Source organism: Streptomyces sp. NPDC030296 (genome assembly GCF_055572815.1).
Genome location: NZ_JBVICQ010000013.1, coordinates 181,217 through 201,727 on the forward strand (window position 1 = coordinate 181,217; position 20,511 = coordinate 201,727).

The following is a 20,511-nucleotide window of genomic DNA, read 5'->3' on the forward strand; positions in this document are numbered from 1 at the left end:
GCGCGCACGCCCCCTGGCATGATCGGCCGTGCAGGTCTCGATGTCGGAGAGGGAGTCACCGGTGGACGTGAGCGACCCGGCACACGCCGCGCGCGTGTCCTCGTACGCGGCCGTGGGAACACGGCTGTCCCTGTTCAGCGACCGTCGACTGCGGGACGCGGTGGCCGCCGCACCGAGTCTCGGGTCCGGGATCGGCGGCAGGTCGGCGGAGATGGAGGTCGAGGGGAGACGTGTCTTCGTCAAGCTGGTCCCGCTGACGGACGTCGAGTTGCTGCCGGAGCACGTGCGGTCGACGGCCAACGTGTTCGAGCTTCCCCTCTTCTACCAGTACGGGCTGGGGTCGGCGGGTTTCGGCGCCTGGCGTGAGCTGGCCGCGCACCTCATGACGACGGGCTGGGTCCTGACGAACGCGTACGGGGGTTTCCCGCTGCTGTATCACTGGCGGGTTCTGCCGGACCGCCCTCCCGTCGGCTTCGTCGATGAGTTCGGCGGGGTCGAGGGGGCGGTGGCGCACTGGGAGGGGTCGCCGGCCGTGCGCCGTCGGCTGGAGGCCATCGGAAGGTGCACGTTCAGTCTGATGCTCTTCCTGGAGCATGTGCCCGGGACGCTCGCCGAGTGGCTCGGCGACATGCGGGGCGCCGCCCTGCCGGGGCCGGGAGGCGAGTCGCCCTATCACTGGGTCGAGAACGCCGTGCGGCGGGGGACGGAGTTCATGAGCGCGCACGGGATGGTCCACTTCGACGCGCACTTCCGCAATCTGCTCACCGACGGCCGACAGGTGTACTTCGCCGACTTCGGGCTCGCGTCGAGCCGCGACTTCGACCTCTCGGCCGAGGAGCGTGAGTTCCTCGCGGCTCACCTCGTGTACGACCGCTCCTACGTGCCGGCCCACCTGCTGCGCCACCATCTGCCGGACGACGTACGGGGTGGCAGGGACCACGCGGCCTTCCTGCGGGCATGGGTCCAGGGCCGTCGCCCCGCCGCCGTCCCGGCCGACATCGGCGCGGTCCTCGACCGTCATGCTCCGCACGCACTCGTCCTGGACGACTTCCATCACCGCCTGTTGACCGGGAGCAAGCGAACTCCCTTCCCTGCGACTGAGGTTGAACGGGCACTGGCCGGCGCGTCGGGGTGGTGTCCCGTCATGTGATCCCCTCTCGGAGCAGCCCGCCGAAGCGGAGCGTGGCCCCTCGCTTCCGGGGGCCGGGGGTGTTCCGTCCGTGCGATGTGGCACGATCGGCTCGCATGTCGTCTCTCTCACCATCGCCCTCAACGGCCTTACGCCGTCTGCTGGTTGTTCTTCTCGCCCTGTCCGTGACGGCGGGCGCCACGGCGGCCGGAGCCGTCGCCGAGCCCGGCGGTGAAGCCGGGCGCCCGGTGGCGGCGACCCCCGATCGCCCGCGCTACGACGTGACCCTGCGCGGCGACTCCGACGGCTCCCACTGGAAGGGCCGGCAGCGGGTGTCGTTCCGCAACGCCGCCGAACGGCCCCTGCGTGAGGTGTACGTGCGGCTGTGGGGCAACGGCGCCGACGGGTGCGGCAAGCCGGGCAGACCGTCACCTGTCGCCGTGACCAAGGTGCGCGGCGGCACTCCGGGCCGGCTCACCGTGAACTGCACGGCACTGCGCATCACTCTGCCGAAGCCGCTGGCACGCGGGAAGCGGGCGAGCATCGCCTTCGACGTGTCCCTCGCGGTGCCGGGGCGCAACGCCCGCTTCGGCCGTGAGGGCGCGTTCCGCTTCCTGGGCAACGCCCTGCCCGTACTCGCCGTGCACGACGCGAAGGGGTGGCACCTCGACCCCCATGTGCCGATCGGTGAGAGCTACTACGGCCTGGCCGGTGACTTCCAGGTCCGCCTCGACCACCCGTCGGCCCTCAAGGTCCCCGCGACCGGGCGGACTTGGACCAGGGCCGGGGAACCCGGACGCACCGTCACCCACAGCGTCGCCCACCGGGTACGGGACTTCGCGTGGGCGTCCGGCCCGTTCCGCACGGCGACCGAGACGTCCGCCGGTGGCGTGCGCGTGAAGTCGTACTGGGCGCCGAACACGCCCGCCGCGGGGGTCCGGCTGACCCGCGAGGAAGGCGCCCGCGCCGTCGACCGGTTCAGCGAGGAGTTCGGCCGCTATCCCTACGGCGAGATCGACCTGGTGATGACCAAGGAGTTCGGCGGCGGAATGGAGTACCCCGGCCTCGTCCTCCTCGGCACCGAGAAGGAGGGCAGCGCCGTCGTCCACGAGGTGGCGCACCAGTGGTGGTACGGCATCGTCGGCAACGACGAGTACAGCGCGCCCTGGCTCGACGAGAGCTTCGCCCAGTACGCCAACGCGCGCTTCTACGGGTGGGACACCCGCGGGTGCTGGTCCGAGATCGACTGGCCGGACGACCGCACCGCGCTCACCGACTCGATGGCCCGGTGGGCCGAGCACCGGGATCAGTACCACCTCGTCTACTCGGCCGGCTCCTGCGCGCTCGCGGACCTGGAGCGCGCCATCGGCGCCCCGGCCATGGCGCGGCTCCTCAAGGGGTACGCGCGGGACCACTGGTACGGGGTCTCCACGACCGCCGCGTTCAAGAAGGCCGCCCGCTCGGTCACCGGCAAGGATCTCGGTCCCTTCTGGAAGCAGCACCGCATCCGCTGACACCACCGGTCCGGCGCGGCGGCCGTGGCCGGCTGCCGCGCCGGACCGGGATGGGCCCCTGCGGCGCGGCAGCCTGGTGTCACGAGGGGTAGCAGTCGCGCACCGGGTCCGTCTCGCTGTAGATGGAGGTGTCCTTCATCCAGCCGTACGCGCCGTTGTCGGCGACGGTCCTGAGCCAGCGCGTCGGGTGCGGCCCGCCCACCCACGCCTGACCGTCCACCTTGCAGTAGAACCAGCTCGGGTTGGAGAACATCGCGCCGACGACCTGGTTGGGGTCGGGGTACAGACGGCTGTTGCCGGTCGATCCGTACACCGGGGCGCCGGAGACGTTGTTGCACCAGTACCGGTTGCCGTCCTCGTGCCGCCAGCAGCCGGACGCGGCGGACGCGGACGGCGACACGACGGTCGTGCCGATCGCCGCGGCCAGGCCGGCGGTGGCGACAAGCCAACGAAACCTCATACGAACGTTCCTCTCCCTGTCAGGGCATGTCTCAGCGGGGCCGGCCGCCGGGTGGCCCCCGTTCCCCTGCCGGGTGTGCCCTCTCGCTCGGATCCGGTCCCGCACCGAAGCCTGCCGACCCGCGGAGCCCGTGCGCGCTCCCTTTCGGCCAGGACCGAAACCCGGAGGTCCGCGCCGCCCGCGACCGGGGGCGCCGCTGCACCGATCGTGCGCATTTTCCTCACCGCTGGTCTCCTGACAAACGGGGTGCCGCTGTACGACCCTGGGGGGACCGCCGTGCCGACCGGGCTGACCACCGGGCGCGCGGGGCGGTCGCAGCAGTTGATCGAGGGGGACGACGGGATGAAGACACGCCTGCTCTCCGGCGTGAACCGGGTGCCGGACCGGAGCGAGGGCTGCCGGGCGGACGGAATCGGGAACGACCGCCCGCCCGAGTGACGGCCGCGCCCGGGCCGACCGCCACCGGACGACATCACGCGGAGCACCCGCTCCCCGAGGGTCCGCACGGACGGCCCGTCGCCGCGCCCGCCCTTATGGGCGTCTCATCGCTGCCCGCGGTCTCCCTTTCGCACGGGGCCGGGCAGCCCACCTCCTCGAGGACACACCCGACTTCTCGTGTGTCCCGGCGCCGACCATCACACCGGAGAAACAAGGTGCTGCGCATTCACTTCACCGACAGGGACCTGGCCCGCGTCCATCTGGCGCGGGAGCCAGACCCTGTGTGGGAGACACTGCTGGGTCTGCACCAGCTGACGGCGCCACGGCGCGGACTGCCGGTCTTCGCCCCCTGGCGGCGCGACGCCCGCGCCCGCCTCGCCGACAGTCACCTGGTGGGGCCGGTGCGGATGCTGTCCGCCCTGGCCCCCGCCTCGGCGGGCTACTGGCCCGACTTCCTGACCCCCGGCGCGTCGGCCGACGGCATGGACGCCGCGCTGGAGGCACTGCGGGCCACGCCCAAGCCGCAGTTGCGGCAGGAGATGGACCGGCTGGCGCGGACCCACCCGCTGCCGCGCTGGGCACACCGTCTCGCCGAGGGCGAGGCGCACCGGATGGAGGAGGTCGCGACGGCGTTCCGTCTGGTGCACCGCACGATCATCACGCCGGACTGGACCGGGGCGGCCGGGACCACGGAGGCCGACCGGGCGCTGCGGACACGCGTCCTGCGCGATCGTGGCGTGGAGGGGCTGCTGGACTCCTTCCGTCCGCTGATGGACTGGCGGCCGCCCGTGCTGCACGTGCGCTACCCGGAGGACCGGGACCTCCACCTCGGTGGGCGCGGTCTGCGGCTCATCCCCTCCCATTTCTGCTGGAGGACACCGATCGCCCTGGCCGACCCCTCCCTGCCGCAGGTCCTGGCCTACCCCGTCACCCATCCCCCGGCGTGGGCGCCGCCCGCCACCCGCGAGCGGCGCCCCGAAGCCCTGGCCACGCTGCTCGGCCGGACCCGCGCCCGTGTGCTGGCCGCCCTGGACACCACCGCGACCACCGGGGAGGTCGCCCAGCGCCTCGGTATCTCCGCGCCTTCGGCGAGCGAGCACATCACGGCCCTGCGCGAGGTGAGCCTCGTGCACAGCCGGCGTACCGGCTCCCAGGTCGTCCACACGCTCACCCCGCTGGGCACGGCGCTGCTCCGCGGCGAACTCCCGCCGCACGCGACGGCGTCCTGAGTCAGGTGGTGACCGGCTGGAACGTCCAGAGCAGGTTGTTGTTCCGGAGCCACGTCCACTGCTTGGTCACGGAACCTGAGGCGACCGTGCCGCCACTGTCGAGGACCAGTCCCGTGCTGCGGTTGGCGATCGAGTACTGGCCCTGGCCGCGGGGGGTGATCCGCCACTGCTGCGTGTCGCTGCCGTCCCAGGCCTTCTGTCGGGCCGGATCGCCGTTGGTGGTGGAGCCCCAGCCGTCGGCCACCATGCCGTTGGCACGGTTGACGAGCCTGTAGTAGCCGTTGCCGAGTTCGATCGCCTGCCACTGGAGATTGGAGTTGTTGATCGGCTGCCACTGCTTCAGGTTCGAGCCGCTGGCGACATCGCCGCCGCTGTCCAGCGCCAAGCGGCTGGTGACATTGATCAGGCGGAAGTAGTTGTCGGGCCTGAACGCCACCTTGAGCGATCTGATGGCGTCGTTGTTGCCGGTCGCCACGAGGTCGGGGGTGTTCGAGGTGAACGTCCAGGCGGTGCCGGTGAAGTTGTCGCCGGAGTAGCCCGTCACCTGGTAGCCGTCGGGCACCAGGATGGAGGAGGCCAGGGCGGGCCCCAGGCCTGCGGCGGACAGCTCGGCGGAGGTGTAGCTGCCCAGCGGCAGAAGGGCGCTGGTGCCTTGGTAGTTGACGTTCTGGAACACCGTCGCCGACGTGGAAACCCCGATGGGCAAGCCCTGGACCTCGACGCACACCACGGAGACGCTGGCGTCCGGCGCGGTGGCCGGCACGGTGACGTCGATGGTGCCGCCGCCGACGGTGTAAGAGAGCGAGACCGAGGGGTTGTCCAGCAGATAGACGCGGCGGATCGTGTTGTCGAGCGCCGGGATCCGCAGCTGGCCGTTCGTGGGCCAGGTGAAGACATGGGCGAAGAGCTTGCCGCTCTTCTTGGTGACCTTCCCCCACCCCGGTTCGAAGGCGAACGGGCTGCCGCTGGTCCCGTAGATGCTGTCGCTGTACGTCGACATCCACGAGGCCAGGCCGTTCAGGACGGACTCCGTTCCGGGGGTGACCAGGCCCTCGCCCGTGGGGCCGATGTTCAACAGATAGTTGCCGTCCCGGGAGACCACCGTGACGAGTTCCCGGACGATGTCCTTCAAGGGCCTGTAACGGTTCTCCAAGTCCGCGTTGTAACCCCAGGAGCCGTTCATGGTGGCGCACTTCTCCCACTGTCGGTCCATCGGCTGGGCGGGTACCCCGAACTCCGCGACCGCGTAGTCACCGAGACCGAGGTCCCGCTTGACCCGCTCGTTGACGATGAGGCCGGGCTTACGGGCGATCAGCCAGTTGTAGAGGCCGACGCCGTCCGATTTCAGCCACCAGTCCTCCAGGGTGGGGCTGGAAGGCTCGCCGGACCAGTCGCCGTCGAACCACAGCAGCGCCGGATCGTAGCGGTCCAGCAGTTCCTGCAGCTGCGCCTTCATGTCGGCGATGTAGGCGGTGCGCGCGGCCTGCGAGGACATCGTGGTGAGACCGCCCTCGTGACGGTCGGTCTGTGAAGGATGGTTCCAGTCGAGGATCGAGTAGTACAGGCAGAACTTGATCCCGCGGCTCTCGCACTCCCTCTTGAGGCCCCCGAGCAGGTCGGTCTGGAAGCCGCTGTAGTCGTGCAGGTTGTACAGCTTGGTGCCGGTGGTGTCGGTGAAGCCGGCCACGTCGGAGTTCCACATCGCGTAGCCCTCGTGGTGCTTGGCGGTGATCACGAGGTACTTCATGCCGGCGTTCTTGGCCAGTTCGGCGATGGCGGCGGCGTTGAACTGGGTCGGATTGAACTTCTGGCTGACCTGGGTCTGGTAGTTGGCCTTGCTCCACCGACGCTGCGAGAACACCCACTCGCCCTGGCCGAGCTGTGAGTAGGACCCGAAGTGGATGAACATCCCGAACCGGGCCTGGTACCACCAGTCCATCTTCGAGGGGACGGTGTACGCCTCGGCGGTGGCGGGCCACAGGGCCTGCGGCAGCCCGAAGGCCGCCACTCCTCCGGCAAGGGCGGCGGCCTTCATCAGAGAGCGTCTGCTGAGGGGGGTGGAGGACATGGCGCGGCTCCATGTGTCAGGGGCACGAAGACATCGGATGGATTTATAGGAGACCGGGCAGGGTCACGTCTATAGCTCGGACGACAATTGAACCGATCCCCTGGAAATACATGCTGGTTCACAGGGAAACATGAGCCGAGGGGTCGCTCCCTCAGCCAAGGGGTGCGAATATACGTAGGACCTATCACCGAAGGTGGAGCGACTGCCGACAGAAACCGGCTGGGCGGGAGCCGAGCGGCACGGCGGTGCTCGGTGCGGCCGGGGGTACTGTGACGGCACCGACGGCGAGGCGGGTGGTGGGTATGGAGTGGCGGGAGTACGCGGAGCAGATGGCTCTGCTCGCGCGGAATCTGCTGGCTCAGGACTCGGTCCAGGCGACGCTGGACGAGATCGCGGCGTCGGCGGTGAAACTGGTCGACGGCTGTGACGCGGCCGGGATCCTCGCCGTGCGCAAGGGCCAGGCCGTGACCCTGGCCGCCTATGGGGACATGGTGCAGGAGTGCGACCGCCTTCAGGGCGAGCTGGGCGAGGGGCCCTGTTTCGACCTCGCCCGCCGGAAGGAGGGCGAGCGTCTGTACCGGATAGCGGACCTGACCCGGCCCGAGCCCGCCTGGGAGCGGTTCGCGACCCACGCCCGCGAGCTGGGCATCGGCAGCATGACCGGTGTGCTGCTCTACACCAGTGACGAGGACTTCGGCGCCCTCAACCTGTACTCCCGCCGGCCCGGCGCGTTCGGCCAGGACATCGAGACCGCCGGGTGGCTGCTGGCCTCCCACGCCGCGGTCGCCCTGGCCGACGCCCGGACCATCGACCAGCTCGAACACGCCCTGGAGACGCGGCACGCCATCGGCGAGGCCATGGGCATGCTCATGGAGCGCCACCGGCTGAGCCAGGACGAGGCGTTCAACGTGCTGCGCCGTATCTCCCAGCACCACAACGTCAAGCTGCGGGACGTCGCCCAGCGGGTGCGCGAAGAGCACACCGACCAGAAGTGACCGGCCCGTGAGCACGTCGGCCGACGCCGCCCGGGGTGTCACCCCGGGCGGCGTCAGCGGTCGGTCAGCAGCGGTCGGTCAGGCAGCGTTTCGGTAGCCGTTCAGTGGGCGGCGAGGAGGCCGAGCGTGTCGATCACCCGGTTCGAGAAGCCCCACTCGTTGTCGTACCAGGCGACCACCTTGATGTGGCGGCCGTCGACGCGGGTGAGGGCCGAGTCGAAGATCGAGGACGCGGGGTTGCCCGTGATGTCGGACGACACGAGCGGGTCCTCGGAGTACTCGAGGATGCCGGCGAGCGGCCCCTCCGCCGCTGCGCGGTACGCCGCGAGCACGTCGTCGCGCGTCACGTCGCGGGCGACGGTCGTGTTGAGTTCGACGATCGAGCCGACCGGCACCGGTACGCGGATCGAGTCGCCCGACAGCTTGCCGTCGAGGTTCGGCAGCACCAGGCCGATCGCCTTGGCGGCGCCGGTCGTGGTGGGCACGATGTTGACGCCGGCGGCGCGGGCGCGACGGGCGTCGCGGTGCGGACCGTCCTGGAGGTTCTGCTCCTGCGTGTAGGCGTGCACCGTCGTCATGAACCCGTGCTCGATACCGGCGAGTCGGTCGAGGACCGCGGCCAGCGGGGCGAGCGCGTTGGTGGTGCAGGAAGCGTTGGAGACGATCGTGTGCAGGTCCGGGTCGTAGGCGTCGGTGTTGACCCCGAACGCGAGGGTGACGTCCGCGCCGTCCGACGGGGCGCTGACGAGCACCTTCTTCGCGCCCGCGTCGAGGTGGGCGCGGGCGGCCTTCGCCGAGGTGAAGCGGCCGGTGGCCTCCAGGACGATGTCGACGCCGAGTTCGGCCCACGGGAGCCGCGCCGGCTCGCGCTCGGCCAGCACCGTGATCCGGCGGCCGTCGACGACGAGGACGTTGCCGTCGACGGTCACCGGCCGCCCGAGCCGGCCGGCCGTGCTGTCGTACGCGAGCAGCCGGGCGAGAGTGGCGGGCTCGGTCAGGTCGTTCACGGCGACGACCTCGAGGGCGCTGTCGCGCTCCAGGAGTGCGCGCAGCACGTTGCGTCCGATGCGGCCGAATCCGTTGATGGCGATGCGAGTCATGAGTGGGGTCCCTTCCCTTCGCCACCAGGCTCGCCTGCCGGCGGGGTCGCTGACAGTGGCGGTATCGCCATGGTTCAAAAGGATCCCGCCAGGCCGGGTTCCCGGCGGGAAGTGTCCCGCCGGCAGGTCGCTCGTCCCAGGTGGGAGGCGGGCTCTGGGCCGGGGGGGGCGGCACGCGCCGGGCAGGTCGCTCACCCCTGGAGGGGATCTACGCGCCCCCAGGCGGGAGTCTGCGCCCCCAGGCTGCTCACTCGCCTCGCGTGAACGTGCGCCGGTACTCGCTCGGGGTGGTACCGAGGATGCGCTGGAAGTGCAGACGCAGGTTGGCGCCGGTGCCGAGGCCGACGTCGGCGGCGATCTGTTCGACGCTCCGCTCCGAGCGTTCGAGCAGTTCGCGGGCCAGGTCGATACGGGCGCGCATCACCCACTGCATCGGCGTGTAGCCGGTCTCCTCGACGAAGCGCCGGGAGAACGTGCGTGGTGAGACCCCCGCCTGGCGGGCCAGCAGGTCGAGGGTGAGGGGGTCGCCGAGCCGGTGCAGCGCCCATTCGCGGGTGGCGGCGAAGCGTTCGCCGAGCGGCTCGGGCACGCTGCGCGGCACGTACTGGGCCTGGCCGCCGCTGCGGTAGGGGGCCGCGACCAGCCGCCGGGCCGCGTGGTTGGACGCGGCCACTCCGAGGTCGCCGCGCAGGATGTGCAGGCACAGGTCGATGCCGGAGGCGGCGCCCGCCGAGGTGAGCACGCTGCCCTCGTCGACGAACAGCACGTTCTCGTCGACCTGGACGAGTGGGTGCCGGGCCATGAGTGCCCGCGTGTAGTGCCAGTGCGTCGTGGCGCGCCTGCCGTCGAGCAGCCCCGTGGCGGCGAGCGCGAAGGCGCCGGTCGAGATGGCGGCGAGCCGCGCGCCCCTCGCGTGGGCGGCGATCAACGCGTCCACGACGGCCCGCGGCGGGTCCTCACGGTCCGGGAACCGGTAGCCGGGGACGAAGACGATGTCGGCCCACGCCAGGGCGTCGAGGCCGTGGTCGACGTGGTACGCGAGGCCGTCGCCGCCGGTCACGAGACCGGGTGTCGCCCCGCACACCCGTACCTCGTACGGCATGCTCGCGCGCGTCGTGAAGACCTGCGCGGGGATTCCGACGTCGAGCGGCTTCGCGCCCTCCAGCACGAGGACGGCGACGCGATGCAGGCGGGAGGCTGACACGGGAAGAGGTTACGTGGGGCGAACCGCCGGTGGATCCAGGTGTGATCGTCCCGGCGGCCGGAGGCCGCGCCCGCCCGCTGTCGGGGGCGGGCGGGCTCGGGTGGGTCAGCCGGCTTCCATCGGGTACGTCGAGATGACCTGTCCCTTGGTGTTCGCCTTGAGGTAGCCGCCGCCGTAGTCGTTGGCGAGGTAGACGCTCATGGTCGGCTCGTCGTCGAAGACGCCGGGCGGATTGATGACGAGGTAGCGGGACGTGGGGTCGTCGACGCCGAGGGTCTTGTCGGCCTTGCGGAACAGCCCGGGTACGGCGTCCCAGGCGAAGTCGTCCAGGTCGGCGGGGCCGTCCCCGCTGGTGATCGTGCCGCCGGGGCCGTCCTTGACGGCGACGTCGCCACCCCGGTAGCTGAAGCTGTCGTACAGCTTCTCCTTGCCCTTCACGGGCGCCTCGGCCAGCGCGTACTCGGGGTAGACGACGTAGCGGGTGACCTTCGAACCGCCCATGACCGCCTTGAACTTGGCGGCGGTGGTCCGCAGGCCCTCCTCGGTCAGGAGGTCGCCGGTCTTCTTCGAGGTGCCGTCGTCCCCGGCGTCGGACTTCTCGTCGTCCTTGGCGGCGTCCGGCGACGCCGTGGCACCGGGCTCCTTGTCCGCTGTGGGGGAGTTCGCCGACGCCCCGGGCTTCTTCACGTCGCTTCCGGAGTCGGGCAGCAGCGTCCACACCAGGACACCCGTGAGTGCCGTCGCGGCGACGGATGTCACGACGGTGAGGAGAGGGCGGCGCCGTGGAGGGCTGCCGCCCCCTGTCACCTTGGTGGCGGGCTGGGGCATGACACCGAGGTCGGGAACGGCGGGGCCGCCCTGGCCCGTCGGGCTCCATGGCGAGGCGCCCCCGGCGGTCGGCGACCCCGCTCCCTGCGCCCCGGAGGTGGGGAACCCCACCGGTCCCGAGTGCCCCGTTCCGAGGGGCCCCGTCCCGGAGGTGCCCGTTCCGGAGGGTCCCGTTCCGGGTGGCGGTGCGAGCCGGTACGACGTGGCGGACGGGTCCGCGGGCGGCGGCGGACCGAACGACGGGGGCGGGCCGAAGCCGGGGGTCGGGCCGTGGGCGGGGGCCGCGTCGGCCGGTGTCACGTCGGCCGCCGGGGGCGAGGCCTGTCCCGCCGCGACGGCGAGCATGCGGTCCACCTCCTCCGCGCCGGGCCGCGCGAGCGGGTCCTTGACGAGCAGGGCGGTCAGTACGCCGGTCAGCGGGCCGGCCTGACGGGGCGGCGGGACGTCCTCGCTGAGCACCGCGGCGAGCGTGGCGAGCGTGCTGTCCCGGCGCAGGGGATGGTGGGCCTCGACAGCCACGTACAGCATCATCGCGAGCGACCACAGGTCGGAGGCGGGGCCGCCCTCCTTGCCGCTGACCCGCTCCGGCGCCATGTAGTCGGGCGAGCCGATGACGGAACCGGTGGCGGTGAGGCTCGTGGCCTCGCGCACGGCGGCGATCCCGAAGTCGGTGAGCACGGGGCGTCCGTCGGGGCGCAGCAGGACGTTCGCCGGCTTCACGTCCCGGTGTTCGATGCCGACCGCGTGCGCGGCGCGCAGCGCGTCGAGCACCTCCCGGCCCATGCGGGCCGCCTCGGACGGTTCCAGGCGGCCCCGGTCGAGGCGGTCCTGGAGCGAGCCGCCGGTGAGGAGCTCCATCACGATCCACGGGTAGGTGCCCTCGCCGCCGTCGACGATGTGGTGGATGGTGACGACGTTCGGGTGGTGGACGCGGGCGAGGGCCCGGGCTTCCCTCAGCACGCGTTCACGCAGGGTGCGGGCGCCCTCCGGGTCGTACTCGGCGAGGCCGGGGTCCGGCGGGCGGACCTCCTTCACGGCGACCTCGCGGTGCAGCGCCAGGTCGCGGGCCCGCCAGACCCATCCCATTCCCCCGCCGCCAAGCCGCCCGACGAGTTCGAAGCGGCCGTCGATCACCCGTCTGCCGGGCTCCGTTCTGCTCATGCGGGGAGCCTAGACGGAGGCGACGACAACAGGGACGGTGAGTCCCGGTTCGTGAGGAATCGGAGATCAACGGCGGAGGGGAGAGGGAGACCGCTGAGCGCCGCCGATGCGCCGGATCTCGCCCACGGCCCCGGGCACTTCGTCGCGTATGCGTCCAACAGGAGGCGTGCGGCGGCGGTGTCACCGCGGTCCGGACTGTCGGCGGTGGCCTGGAGGCGGAGGCCCATGCCGGCCAGGGACGGGCCGAGACCGTCGTGGACGTCCTGCCGAAGCCGGTCGCGTTCGCTACTGGGGCGAGATCGGCTGCGGCGACGACCGGACCATCACCGTTCCGCCGCCCGACCTGCGGCCGTGGTCCTGAACCACGGGGCGCCGCCGGTGTGACGGGCGGGCGCCATGGTGCGGACCTCACCCGCGCCGGCCGGGCGTCGGTCCTGCAACCACCGGCTCGTCATCGTCAGCAGCCCGGTGAAGACGACGAGGAAGAGGACGGACAGCCACATGGGCCGGCTTCCGGGCTGTACCCATCCCTCCCAGGCGGCCAGTGCCGCCCACCCGGAGGCCGCCACCGCGTAGAAGGCGCGCATGCGGCGCAGTTGACGTACGACCCGCTCGGGCATGGGGTGATCGCTCTCGGATGCCATGCCGGCCCGTGTACCCCCGACGGCCCCCGATTCACCGCCGCCGCGTCGGTTTCCGGCGGCGCGTCCACCCGAGGCCGCGTCACGTCCGCCCTAGGCCGGCCATTGCACCGGCCCCCTGTTCGCTTCGGGCCCGCCGCGTGCGAGGCCCCGCTCCGCTCTCCGACCAGCATGGAAGAGGCCCGAGCGGGCAGACGGTGTCCCCGAGACGTTGGAGGATGCCATGGCCATGACCGAGCAGCCGGCCGACCCGCCGGGCCAGGAGACCGCCCGCCGCGCGTCCGGCGACCAGCGCGACCCGGCGCCCGGTGGCGAGGCGCCGGAAGCGGCGCACGAGAGAGTCAACCGGCGCTGGAACGAGATCCTTCAGGAGACACGGGTCACCCAGACCGGCGTGCAGATCCTCTTCGGGTTTCTGCTCAGCGTCGCCTTCACCGCGTCGTTCAAGGAGTTGGAGACGCTGGACCGCGGGATCTACGTCACCACCGTGGTGCTCGGCGCGGCGGCGACCGGAGCGCTCATAGCGCCCGTCTCCATGCACCGTTTCCTGTCGGGTCAGCGCATGAAGGACGACCTGGTGGAGACGGCCGGCCGGCTGATGATGTGCGGCATGGTCCTGCTGGCGCTGACCATCGGCTGCACGCTGCTGCTGATCCTGCGCTTCGTGGTCCCGGGGGTCCTCGCCGAGGTGCTCGTCGGCGGGGTCATGCTGTGGTTCGGCCTGTGCTGGTACGTGCTCCCGCTGGGCCTGCGCCGCCGCGCCGCCCGGCGCTCCCGCGCCCGTGCCCGCGACGACGCGTAGTCCCCTCCCCCGATGGGCCTCCCGCGGTGGGCCGCCCGCGGTGGGCGGCATCTCAGACCTACGGCTGAGGACTCTCAGACCTGCGGCTTCGGCGGGAGCGGGAACAGCAGGCAGCTGCTGGTGGCGTGGGCGAGGAGGCGGTCCTGGTCGTCGATCAGCTTCGCCTCGGCCAACGCGGTCTGGCGGCCGCCGTTGAGGACCGTGCCGACGGCGCGTACCCGGCCGGTGTCCACCGTGATGCGCCGCAGGAACTTCACGTTCAGGTCGAGGGAGGTGTACGCCATGCCCGCGGGAAGCGTGGACTGCACGGCGCAGCCCGCCGCCGAGTCGAGCAGGGTGGCGAAGACACCGCCGTGCACACTGCCGATCGGGTTGTAGTGCTCCTCGCCCGGAAGCAGCGAGAACACCGCCCGGCCGAACTCCACCTCTTCGAGCGCCATGTCCAGCGTGGCCGCGATGGGCGGGGCCGGCAGCCGGCCGGCTTCCACGTCGCGCAGGAACTCCAGGCCGGAGGCGCGGCCCACGGCAGCGGCCGTCAGCTCGGGGTCCTCCCACTCGTACGTACGCGTCCGCCCCACAGCCCCTGCCTCCCGCTTCACCCTGCCCAGCTGACTTCGTAGATCGAAGTTAGCCGTCGCGCCTTCTGACTGTCAATGTCGAAGCCAGAGTCCCTACCATGACCCCATGGAGTGGCTTGAGGTGAGTACGGAGGACTGCCCCGTACAGCGCACGCTCGACGTGGTCGGCGAGAAGTGGAGCCTGCTGATCCTGCGGGACGCGGTCAACGGCGTACGCCGGTTCGACGAGTTCCGCCGCCACATGGGGATGTCCGAGGCCGTGCTGAGCGACCGGCTCCGGAAGCTGACGGCAGCCGGCATCCTGACGACCGTCCCCTACCGCGAGCCCGGCAGCCGTGCACGCAACGAGTACCGGCTCACCCCCAAGGGGTGGGATCTGTGGCCGGTCCTGATCGCGCTGTGGCAGTGGGGCCAGACGCACGCCGCCGCCCCGGGAGGCCCCGTGCTCGACGTCCGGCATACCGACTGCGGGGCGCCGGTCCGTGTGGTGGTGGAATGCACGACCGAGCGCACCGAGCTGACCCCGAGGGACGTCACGGCTCGACCGGGAGCGGGAGCCCGTCGGAGGAAGAGCGAGGACTGAACGAGGACTGACTGAACGAGGACTGCACTGGGGGCGATACACCTCGCCACGCCGGACCGGCGCCCTGCCCGTCTCCGCCCGTCTCCGGCCGTCTCCGCCCATCTCCGCCCGGTGCCCGGTGCGTGAAGCGGTGTCGTCCGGGCATCCGCTTGTTCGGGCTCGCCCGGTATCCCGTGACGTTCTGGGCGTCATGGGCCAGTAGGAGGTGTGGCATGCTCTACGACCCGATCTCGGCTCCCCCGACGTCCGTCGGCGCTCCGGACGCCGCGGCGCGCAAGCAGCGTCTGCGCAGGCGCCTGGAGCGGCTGATCGGCGTGGCCGCCACCGAAGGCAATGACCTCGTGCCGTTGCGCAACGGTGACGAGATCTTCCCCGCGATGCTCGGCGCGATCCGCTCCGCCCGGCACACCATCGACATGATGACGTTCGTGTACTGGCGGGGGCAGATCGCCCGTGACTTCGCCGCCGCGCTGGCCGAACGGGCCCGTGCGGGTGTGCGGGTGCGGCTGCTGCTCGACGGTTTCGGCGCCAAGGAGATCGAGGGGCGGCTGCTGGACCTCATGGCCGACGCGGGCGTGCAGGTGGCCTGGTTCCGCAAGCCGGTGTGGTTGTCGCCGTTCAAGCAGAACCACCGCTGCCACCGGAAGGCTCTCGTCGTCGACGAGCACACGGCGTTCACCGGGGGCGTCGGCATAGCGGAGGAATGGTGCGGCGACGCCCGCACCCCCGCCGAGTGGCGGGACACCCACGTCCAGCTCCGCGGCCCGGCCGTGGACGGGATCGCCGCCGCCTTCGCGCAGAACTGGGCCGAGTGCCACGACGAACTCTTCGACGACCGCGACCGCTTCACCGAACACCCGCAGGTGGGCTCGTCCGTGGTGCAGGTCGTGCGGGGCTCCGCGAGCATCGGCTGGCAGGACATGCAGACCCTCATCCGGGTCATGCTCACCTCCGCCGAGGAACGCTTCCGGCTGGCCACCGCCTACTTCGCCCCCGACACCTACTTCATCGACCTGCTCTGCGACACGGCGCGCCGGGGCGTACGTGTCGAGATCCTGCTGCCCGGCCCGCACACGGACCAGCGGGCCTGTCAGCTCGCCGGCCAGCACCACTACACCCGGCTGCTCCAGGCCGGTGTCCGCATCTGCCAGTTCCAGCCGACCATGATGCACGCCAAGATCATCACGGTGGACTCGGTCGCCGCGCTCATCGGGTCCACCAACTTCAACCGGCGCTCCATGGACCACGACGAGGAGGTCATGCTCGCCGTCCTGGACGAGGATTTCACGGCCGCGCTCGACCGCGACTACGACGCGGACCTCGAGAACAGTGTGGACATCGACCTCGCCCGATGGAGACGCCGAGCGTGGCTCCAACGCGCCAAGGAAGCGGCGGTCACCCCGATCCGCCGCTTCCTGTGAAGCCGCCGGAGCGGTTTCCGGGAGGTCGCACCAGCCCGGCCGGCCGTCGGTGTTGAAGCGTCCAGTCCGGTGAGGCGGCCCACTGCTCGCCGGTCCTCCCACCGCACCGGCCCGCGTCGCCCTCCGCCTCGTATCGCCATGAACACGCCAACCTTTGATCCCTGGACGAGACGGGTCCGACGGTCGCGGATCGAAGCGGCGGGCGGCAGCCCTTCGCGCCACACAGCGGGTTTCGAGGCCGAACGAGGGGCCGAGGGGCGCGCACCCGGAGGGACTCGGCACGCGCCGAAGGGGCCGCCGACCGGTCGATCAGGAGATGTTGTCGGCCAATATGGCGCTCCCCGGCAACGGCACAGCAAGCACTCTCATCCCATGGGCGGCGGCCGCGCCCCGGCCGCGCGCCGTGGCGCGCCGCGCACGGGCGGACGGTTCCACTGTTTCGCGTCGCAACGGCCCCGATCCGCACTCTTCGAGGATCGAGGCGGGCCGACCCCCTCCCGATGCACGACCGCAACGCGTCGAGCCGGTCACACCCGGGCGCGATCGAGGGCGATCGAGCGGCAGGAGCGACACAAGCGGAACACAGAGCACCGCATCCCTCGGCTCAACAGGCGTCTAATTCCAGCCCCTTGAGCACACCCCGGAGCGCGTCCGGGCCCTTGTTCGGGCTCCGCGAGGATGATTAGGCTCCTGCTCGCTTTCGCACTTCCTGCACATATTCCACGCATCACGACCGATGTCGGCGAATCTCCCCTTGCATTGGCATGCGCATGTCGCATGCGATGCGGCGGGTGGGCTGCGCGGCGCAGCAAGGGGGGTGAAGGACCATCGACGCGTTCCGCACACGCCGTCCAGCCGACGGCGAGTCGCCGGTACCGGTCGCCGAGCCCTCCATGGCCGAAGCCGTGCCGGACGTGGCGCCCAGGGCCGTGCCCGACGTGGTGCCCGAGGCCGCGCCCGGTTCCGTTCGCGGTGCCGCCGGGCGTACGCGCGGGCGGCGCGACCTCGCCGTGTTCTGGTGTGTCAACGCCGTCGACGGGCTGGGCAGTCAGGCCTCGGGGCTGGTGTTCCCCCTGCTGCTCCTGGATCTCGGGCACGGGCCCGGAGTGGTGGGCGTGTTCGCCAGCGCCGCCGCCCTGGCCGGTGTGGCGCTGGGCCCGCTGGTCGCCCTGCCGGCTGACCGGGGCCACCGACGCCCCATCATGACCGGGGCGGCGGTGCTCGCGGCGGTGGCGATGGCCGGGCTGGCCCTGGCGTGTCTGCGGCACCCGCCGTTGTGGGTCCTGCTGGTCCTGGCGTTCACGGAGCGTCTGTGCGCGACGGCGTACGAGACGGCCTCGCGCGGCGCCCTGGCCCTACTGGCTCCACCGGACGACATGCCGCGCGCCATGGCGAACCTGCAGGCGGGCGACCAGGCCGCGCTGGTGGCCGGACCGGCGTTGGGCGGGATCCTGTTCGGAGTCGGCCGCTCCCTTCCGTTCGCGGTCGACGCGGTCTCGTACGCGGCGGCGGCACTCGGAGTGCTCGCCATCCGTACGCCGCTGAACGCGCCGGACGCCGGGACGGCACCGACGGCGAAGGACGACGGTGGAACGGCCGTACCGGGCACACCCACCGACGACAGCGGGTCGCGGCGGTCGGCGTACTCGGGGACCCTGCGGGCCGGGCTGACGGTGGTGATGCGCTCCCCCGTGCTGCGGCTGGTGCTGTGGTGGACGTCCGTCGCGAGCGGCGGACTGACCCTGCTGTTCTACACGGCGGTGCTGGTGCTGGGCCCGGACGCGGGTGGTGCCGCGACGGGCGGCGTGCTGGCCGTGTCCGGCGCGTCCGGTCTGGTGGGTTCACTGCTGGCGGCTCGTGTGGTGCGCAGGCTCGGTGCTCGGCGGGCGCTGACGGCGGCCACCTGGCTGCTGCTGCCCCCGTGTGTCGCCCTGAGCCTGGCCGGGGGGCCATGGCTGTGGGGGGTGTGCTTCGGCGCCATCTGCCTGGTGCTGCCCGTGATCACCGTGGTCCTGGGCACGGCGGCCGTCCTCGCCGTACCGCACGGGTTGCAGTCGCGGACCGGGGCCGTGTTCGGGGCGGCCACCGCGGTCACGGCCGCCGGAGCGCCCGCCGTCGCCGCCCTCCTGGTGAGTTGGGGCGGTTCGCGCCTGCCCGCCGCGGCCTGCGCCGTGGTCCTGGCGCTGCTCGCGGTCCGTACCCAGCGGATGGCGCCGGCGGTGCTGCGTTCCCTAGTGTCCCCGGGCGGGGGCGGGGCTTCCGCCCCGGCCGGCCCGCCTTCGGAGCGTGGCGCATGACCAGTCCTTACCAGGTGTTCGTGACCGCGCTGCCCGATGTGTGCCCCACCGCCCCGCACCGCATGGTGTTCACCGCGGACGCCGACGGGCGCTGCGAGGTGTTCACCTGGGACGGCGCCGCGGGGCGGGCCCGGCAGGTCACCGACAGCCCCGGCGGCACGTTCCACCGGGCGATCGACGCCGACGGCCATGTGTGGTGGTTCGAGGAGGACCCGGCGGGGCGGGGCCGCTGGTGGTTCCAGCACTTCGACGGCGGCCCCCGGCTGCCGGGGCTGCCCGGCGCGCCGCTCGGACAGCCGCGCGGGCTGGCCGTGACCGCGGACGGCGTGACAGCGGCGGCGTTCCGCCAGGGCCGGGAGACCGCGGTGCTCGTGGGCCGCCGGGGCCGTGTGCCCCGGGAAGTGGTGCGCACCCACCGGGCCTGCCGACTGGGGGGGATCAGCGCGGACGGCACCCTGATCGCGCTGGCGTCGTCGGCCGACGACGTCGATGCCGTCACCGTCCACACCCGTGACGGGCGGCTCGTCGCCGAGCTGCCCGGCGCGGGCCGTTCGGGCGGCCGGCTGTGGTGCCAGGGCTTCTCCCCCCGCCCCGGACACACCGAACTCCTCCTGGTGCGGGACCTCGGCGACCGCTACGCCCCCGCCACCTGGACGCCGGAGAGCGGACTGCGCACCCACTCCTGGTCCACCTTCGACACGGAGATCACCGCCCGCTGGTGTCCCGAGTCGCGGACGCTGCTGGTGCGGCAGGACCGGCACGGCCGCTCGCTGCTGCACCGGGTCGATCTGGACGCCCGGCGGCGGACCGTCGTCCCGACGCCGGTGGGCAGCCTGCTGGACGCGGCGCCCCGGTCCGGTGGGGCCGTCGACTGTCTGTGGACCGACACCGCGCACCCACCGGTCCTGCGCAGGACGCCCGGGACGGTGGACCCGTCGTCGCCGACCGACGCCGCGCCGCTCCTGCTGCCGCCCTCCGGCCCGTCGACCGTGGTTCCCGGCCGCCACACCGACCGGTGGACTCCCGTCGGTCCGGGCCGCGTGCACAGTCTGCTGAGTCTTCCGCAGGCGGAGGGCGACGCACCGCCCCCGGCCGTGTTCCTCGTCCACGGCGGGCCCGCCGACCACGACCGGGACGCCTACGACGCGACCGTGCACTCGCTGGTGGCCTCCGGGTACGCGGTGGTCCGCGTCAACTACCGCGGCTCCACCGGCTACGGACCCCACTGGCGACGGGACTTCACCGCCGGGGTCGGCCACACCCAGGTGGAGGACCTGACCGCCGTACGCGCCGACCTCGTCTCCGCCGGCCTGATCGCCGGGGACGCGTGCGCGCTGTGGGGGGTGTCGTGGGGCGCGTACCTCGTGCTGCTCGCCCTCGGAACGCGTCCCGGGCTGTGGCAGGCGGGCGTCGCCGTCAAACCGGTCGCCGACTGGGTCGCCGCGCACCGGGCCACCACACCGGCGTTGCGCGCCCTGGACGTCAAGCTGTTCGGGGGCGGCCCGGACGAGGTCCCGGAACGGTACGCGGCCAGCTCACCGATCACGTACGCGGCGAAGGTCTCGGCGCCCCTGCTCGTGGTGGGCGCCGCCCATGACGACAAGTGCCCGCCGGGCCAGATCCGCGCCTATCTCGGCGCCCTGGCCGCCGCGGGTGTCCCCCACGACGCCCTGTGGCTCGACACCGGGCACGACGGGTACGACGGCGCCGCGCACGTCGCCGTCCTGCGGCGTGCCCTGCGCTTCCTGCGCGACCGGCTTCCCGACCCGGCGCACCGCGCCATCGGACGTCCCCCCGCACCGACGGGAGGACTCCGGTCCCGCTGAGCCACCAGCGGGACCGGACGCACAGCACCACTTCACAACACCGAGGAGGAACCGTGCAGAAGGACATCATCCACAACGACCCGCTCGCGGGCGACGAGGAGAACCGCAAGCCGGGCATCGGCATCACCATCACCATCCCGTTCCGCAACGCGGACGAGGGCGGCGACGAGGAGTGATCCTCGCCCGGCCGGCCCCGGGAACCCGGGGCCGGCCGGGTCTGCCACCGGCCCTTCTCCT

The 20,511-nt window shown here is 72.1% G+C and carries 18 protein-coding genes and 1 pseudogene; 11 read left to right on the forward strand and 8 right to left on the reverse strand.

Features of this window, described 5'->3' with window-relative positions; all coding sequences use genetic code 11:
• Positions 1-40 precede the first annotated feature (40 nt).
• Together ACZ4Z3_RS32565 and ACZ4Z3_RS32570 are read left to right on the forward strand one after the other, a co-directional pair.
• On the forward strand, positions 41-1,150 hold the full coding sequence (locus ACZ4Z3_RS32565) for a protein kinase family protein (RefSeq protein WP_468504392.1): 1,110 nt from the start codon (positions 41-43) through the stop codon (positions 1,148-1,150).
• Positions 1,151-1,245: 95 nt separating this feature from the next.
• On the forward strand, positions 1,246-2,643 hold the full coding sequence (locus tag ACZ4Z3_RS32570) for a M1 family metallopeptidase (protein WP_468504393.1): 1,398 nt from the start codon (positions 1,246-1,248) through the stop codon (positions 2,641-2,643).
• Between the two features lie 79 nt (positions 2,644-2,722).
• Here the strand turns inward: ACZ4Z3_RS32570 and ACZ4Z3_RS32575 are convergent, their stop codons facing one another.
• Positions 2,723-3,103, reverse strand: a complete 381-nt coding sequence (locus ACZ4Z3_RS32575; protein ID WP_468504394.1) for a hypothetical protein — start codon at positions 3,101-3,103, stop codon at positions 2,723-2,725.
• Positions 3,104-3,379: 276 nt separating this feature from the next.
• On the opposite strand from ACZ4Z3_RS32575, the gene ACZ4Z3_RS32580 reads away from it, so the two are divergent.
• Together ACZ4Z3_RS32580 and ACZ4Z3_RS32585 are read left to right on the forward strand one after the other, a co-directional pair.
• Positions 3,380-3,541 (forward strand): hypothetical protein, encoded by a 162-nt coding sequence (locus ACZ4Z3_RS32580; RefSeq protein ID WP_468504395.1) that lies wholly within the window; start codon positions 3,380-3,382, stop codon positions 3,539-3,541.
• Between the two features lie 215 nt (positions 3,542-3,756).
• Positions 3,757-4,770, forward strand: coding sequence for an ArsR/SmtB family transcription factor (locus ACZ4Z3_RS32585; protein ID WP_468504396.1), 1,014 nt, complete (start codon positions 3,757-3,759; stop codon positions 4,768-4,770).
• Between the two features lies 1 nt (position 4,771).
• Here the strand turns inward: ACZ4Z3_RS32585 and ACZ4Z3_RS32590 are convergent, their stop codons facing one another.
• Positions 4,772-6,838: an alpha-L-fucosidase gene (locus ACZ4Z3_RS32590; protein WP_468504397.1), complete on the reverse strand. Its 2,067-nt coding sequence runs from the start codon at positions 6,836-6,838 to the stop codon at positions 4,772-4,774.
• Positions 6,839-7,140: 302 nt separating this feature from the next.
• Here ACZ4Z3_RS32590 and ACZ4Z3_RS32595 point away from each other — a divergent pair, with 302 nt between their 5' ends.
• Complete coding sequence (locus tag ACZ4Z3_RS32595; RefSeq protein ID WP_468504398.1) at positions 7,141-7,833, forward strand: GAF and ANTAR domain-containing protein; 693 nt, start codon at positions 7,141-7,143, stop codon at positions 7,831-7,833.
• Positions 7,834-7,934: 101 nt separating this feature from the next.
• Here the strand turns inward: ACZ4Z3_RS32595 and gap are convergent, their stop codons facing one another.
• The 5 genes and pseudogenes from gap to ACZ4Z3_RS32620 form a co-directional block, all read right to left on the reverse strand.
• The gene (gene gap / locus ACZ4Z3_RS32600; protein ID WP_468504399.1) at positions 7,935-8,933 is read right to left on the reverse strand and encodes a type I glyceraldehyde-3-phosphate dehydrogenase; all 999 of its coding nucleotides are present in this window, start codon (positions 8,931-8,933) and stop codon (positions 7,935-7,937) included.
• Positions 8,934-9,180: 247 nt separating this feature from the next.
• Positions 9,181-10,137, reverse strand: coding sequence for a GlxA family transcriptional regulator (locus ACZ4Z3_RS32605; RefSeq protein ID WP_468504400.1), 957 nt, complete (start codon positions 10,135-10,137; stop codon positions 9,181-9,183).
• A 105-nt stretch (positions 10,138-10,242) separates the two neighbouring features.
• A complete protein-coding gene (locus ACZ4Z3_RS32610; protein WP_468504401.1) occupies positions 10,243-12,126 on the reverse strand; it encodes a serine/threonine-protein kinase in 1,884 nt (627 codons plus the stop codon).
• Positions 12,123-12,398 (reverse strand): annotated as a pseudogene (locus tag ACZ4Z3_RS32615) (hypothetical protein); the annotation flags it as partial. The gene ACZ4Z3_RS32610 and the pseudogene ACZ4Z3_RS32615, both read right to left, overlap by 4 nt.
• A 51-nt stretch (positions 12,399-12,449) precedes the next feature.
• Positions 12,450-12,770, reverse strand: coding sequence for a hypothetical protein (locus ACZ4Z3_RS32620; RefSeq protein WP_468504402.1), 321 nt, complete (start codon positions 12,768-12,770; stop codon positions 12,450-12,452).
• Positions 12,771-12,990: 220 nt separating this feature from the next.
• Here ACZ4Z3_RS32620 and ACZ4Z3_RS32625 point away from each other — a divergent pair, with 220 nt between their 5' ends.
• Positions 12,991-13,569, forward strand: a complete 579-nt coding sequence (locus ACZ4Z3_RS32625) for a DUF6328 family protein (protein ID WP_468504403.1) — start codon at positions 12,991-12,993, stop codon at positions 13,567-13,569.
• A gap of 74 nt (positions 13,570-13,643) precedes the next feature.
• On the opposite strand, the gene ACZ4Z3_RS32630 is transcribed toward ACZ4Z3_RS32625, so the two are convergent.
• A complete protein-coding gene (locus ACZ4Z3_RS32630) occupies positions 13,644-14,147 on the reverse strand; it encodes a PaaI family thioesterase (protein ID WP_468504404.1) in 504 nt (167 codons plus the stop codon).
• Between the two features lie 106 nt (positions 14,148-14,253).
• Here ACZ4Z3_RS32630 and ACZ4Z3_RS32635 point away from each other — a divergent pair, with 106 nt between their 5' ends.
• From ACZ4Z3_RS32635 to ACZ4Z3_RS32655, 5 genes are all read left to right on the forward strand, one after another.
• A complete protein-coding gene (locus tag ACZ4Z3_RS32635; protein WP_468504405.1) occupies positions 14,254-14,730 on the forward strand; it encodes a winged helix-turn-helix transcriptional regulator in 477 nt (158 codons plus the stop codon).
• A 212-nt stretch (positions 14,731-14,942) separates the two neighbouring features.
• On the forward strand, positions 14,943-16,151 hold the full coding sequence (locus ACZ4Z3_RS32640; RefSeq protein ID WP_468504406.1) for a phospholipase D-like domain-containing protein: 1,209 nt from the start codon (positions 14,943-14,945) through the stop codon (positions 16,149-16,151).
• 893 nt (positions 16,152-17,044) lie between these two features.
• A complete protein-coding gene (locus ACZ4Z3_RS32645; RefSeq protein WP_468504407.1) occupies positions 17,045-18,448 on the forward strand; it encodes an MFS transporter in 1,404 nt (467 codons plus the stop codon).
• Positions 18,445-20,274 (forward strand): S9 family peptidase, encoded by a 1,830-nt coding sequence (locus tag ACZ4Z3_RS32650; RefSeq protein ID WP_468504408.1) that lies wholly within the window; start codon positions 18,445-18,447, stop codon positions 20,272-20,274. Before ACZ4Z3_RS32645 ends, ACZ4Z3_RS32650 begins: the two co-directional genes overlap by 4 nt.
• Positions 20,275-20,327: 53 nt before the next feature.
• On the forward strand, positions 20,328-20,450 hold the full coding sequence (locus tag ACZ4Z3_RS32655; protein WP_257234620.1) for a hypothetical protein: 123 nt from the start codon (positions 20,328-20,330) through the stop codon (positions 20,448-20,450).
• The last annotated feature ends 61 nt before the right edge of the window (positions 20,451-20,511 follow it).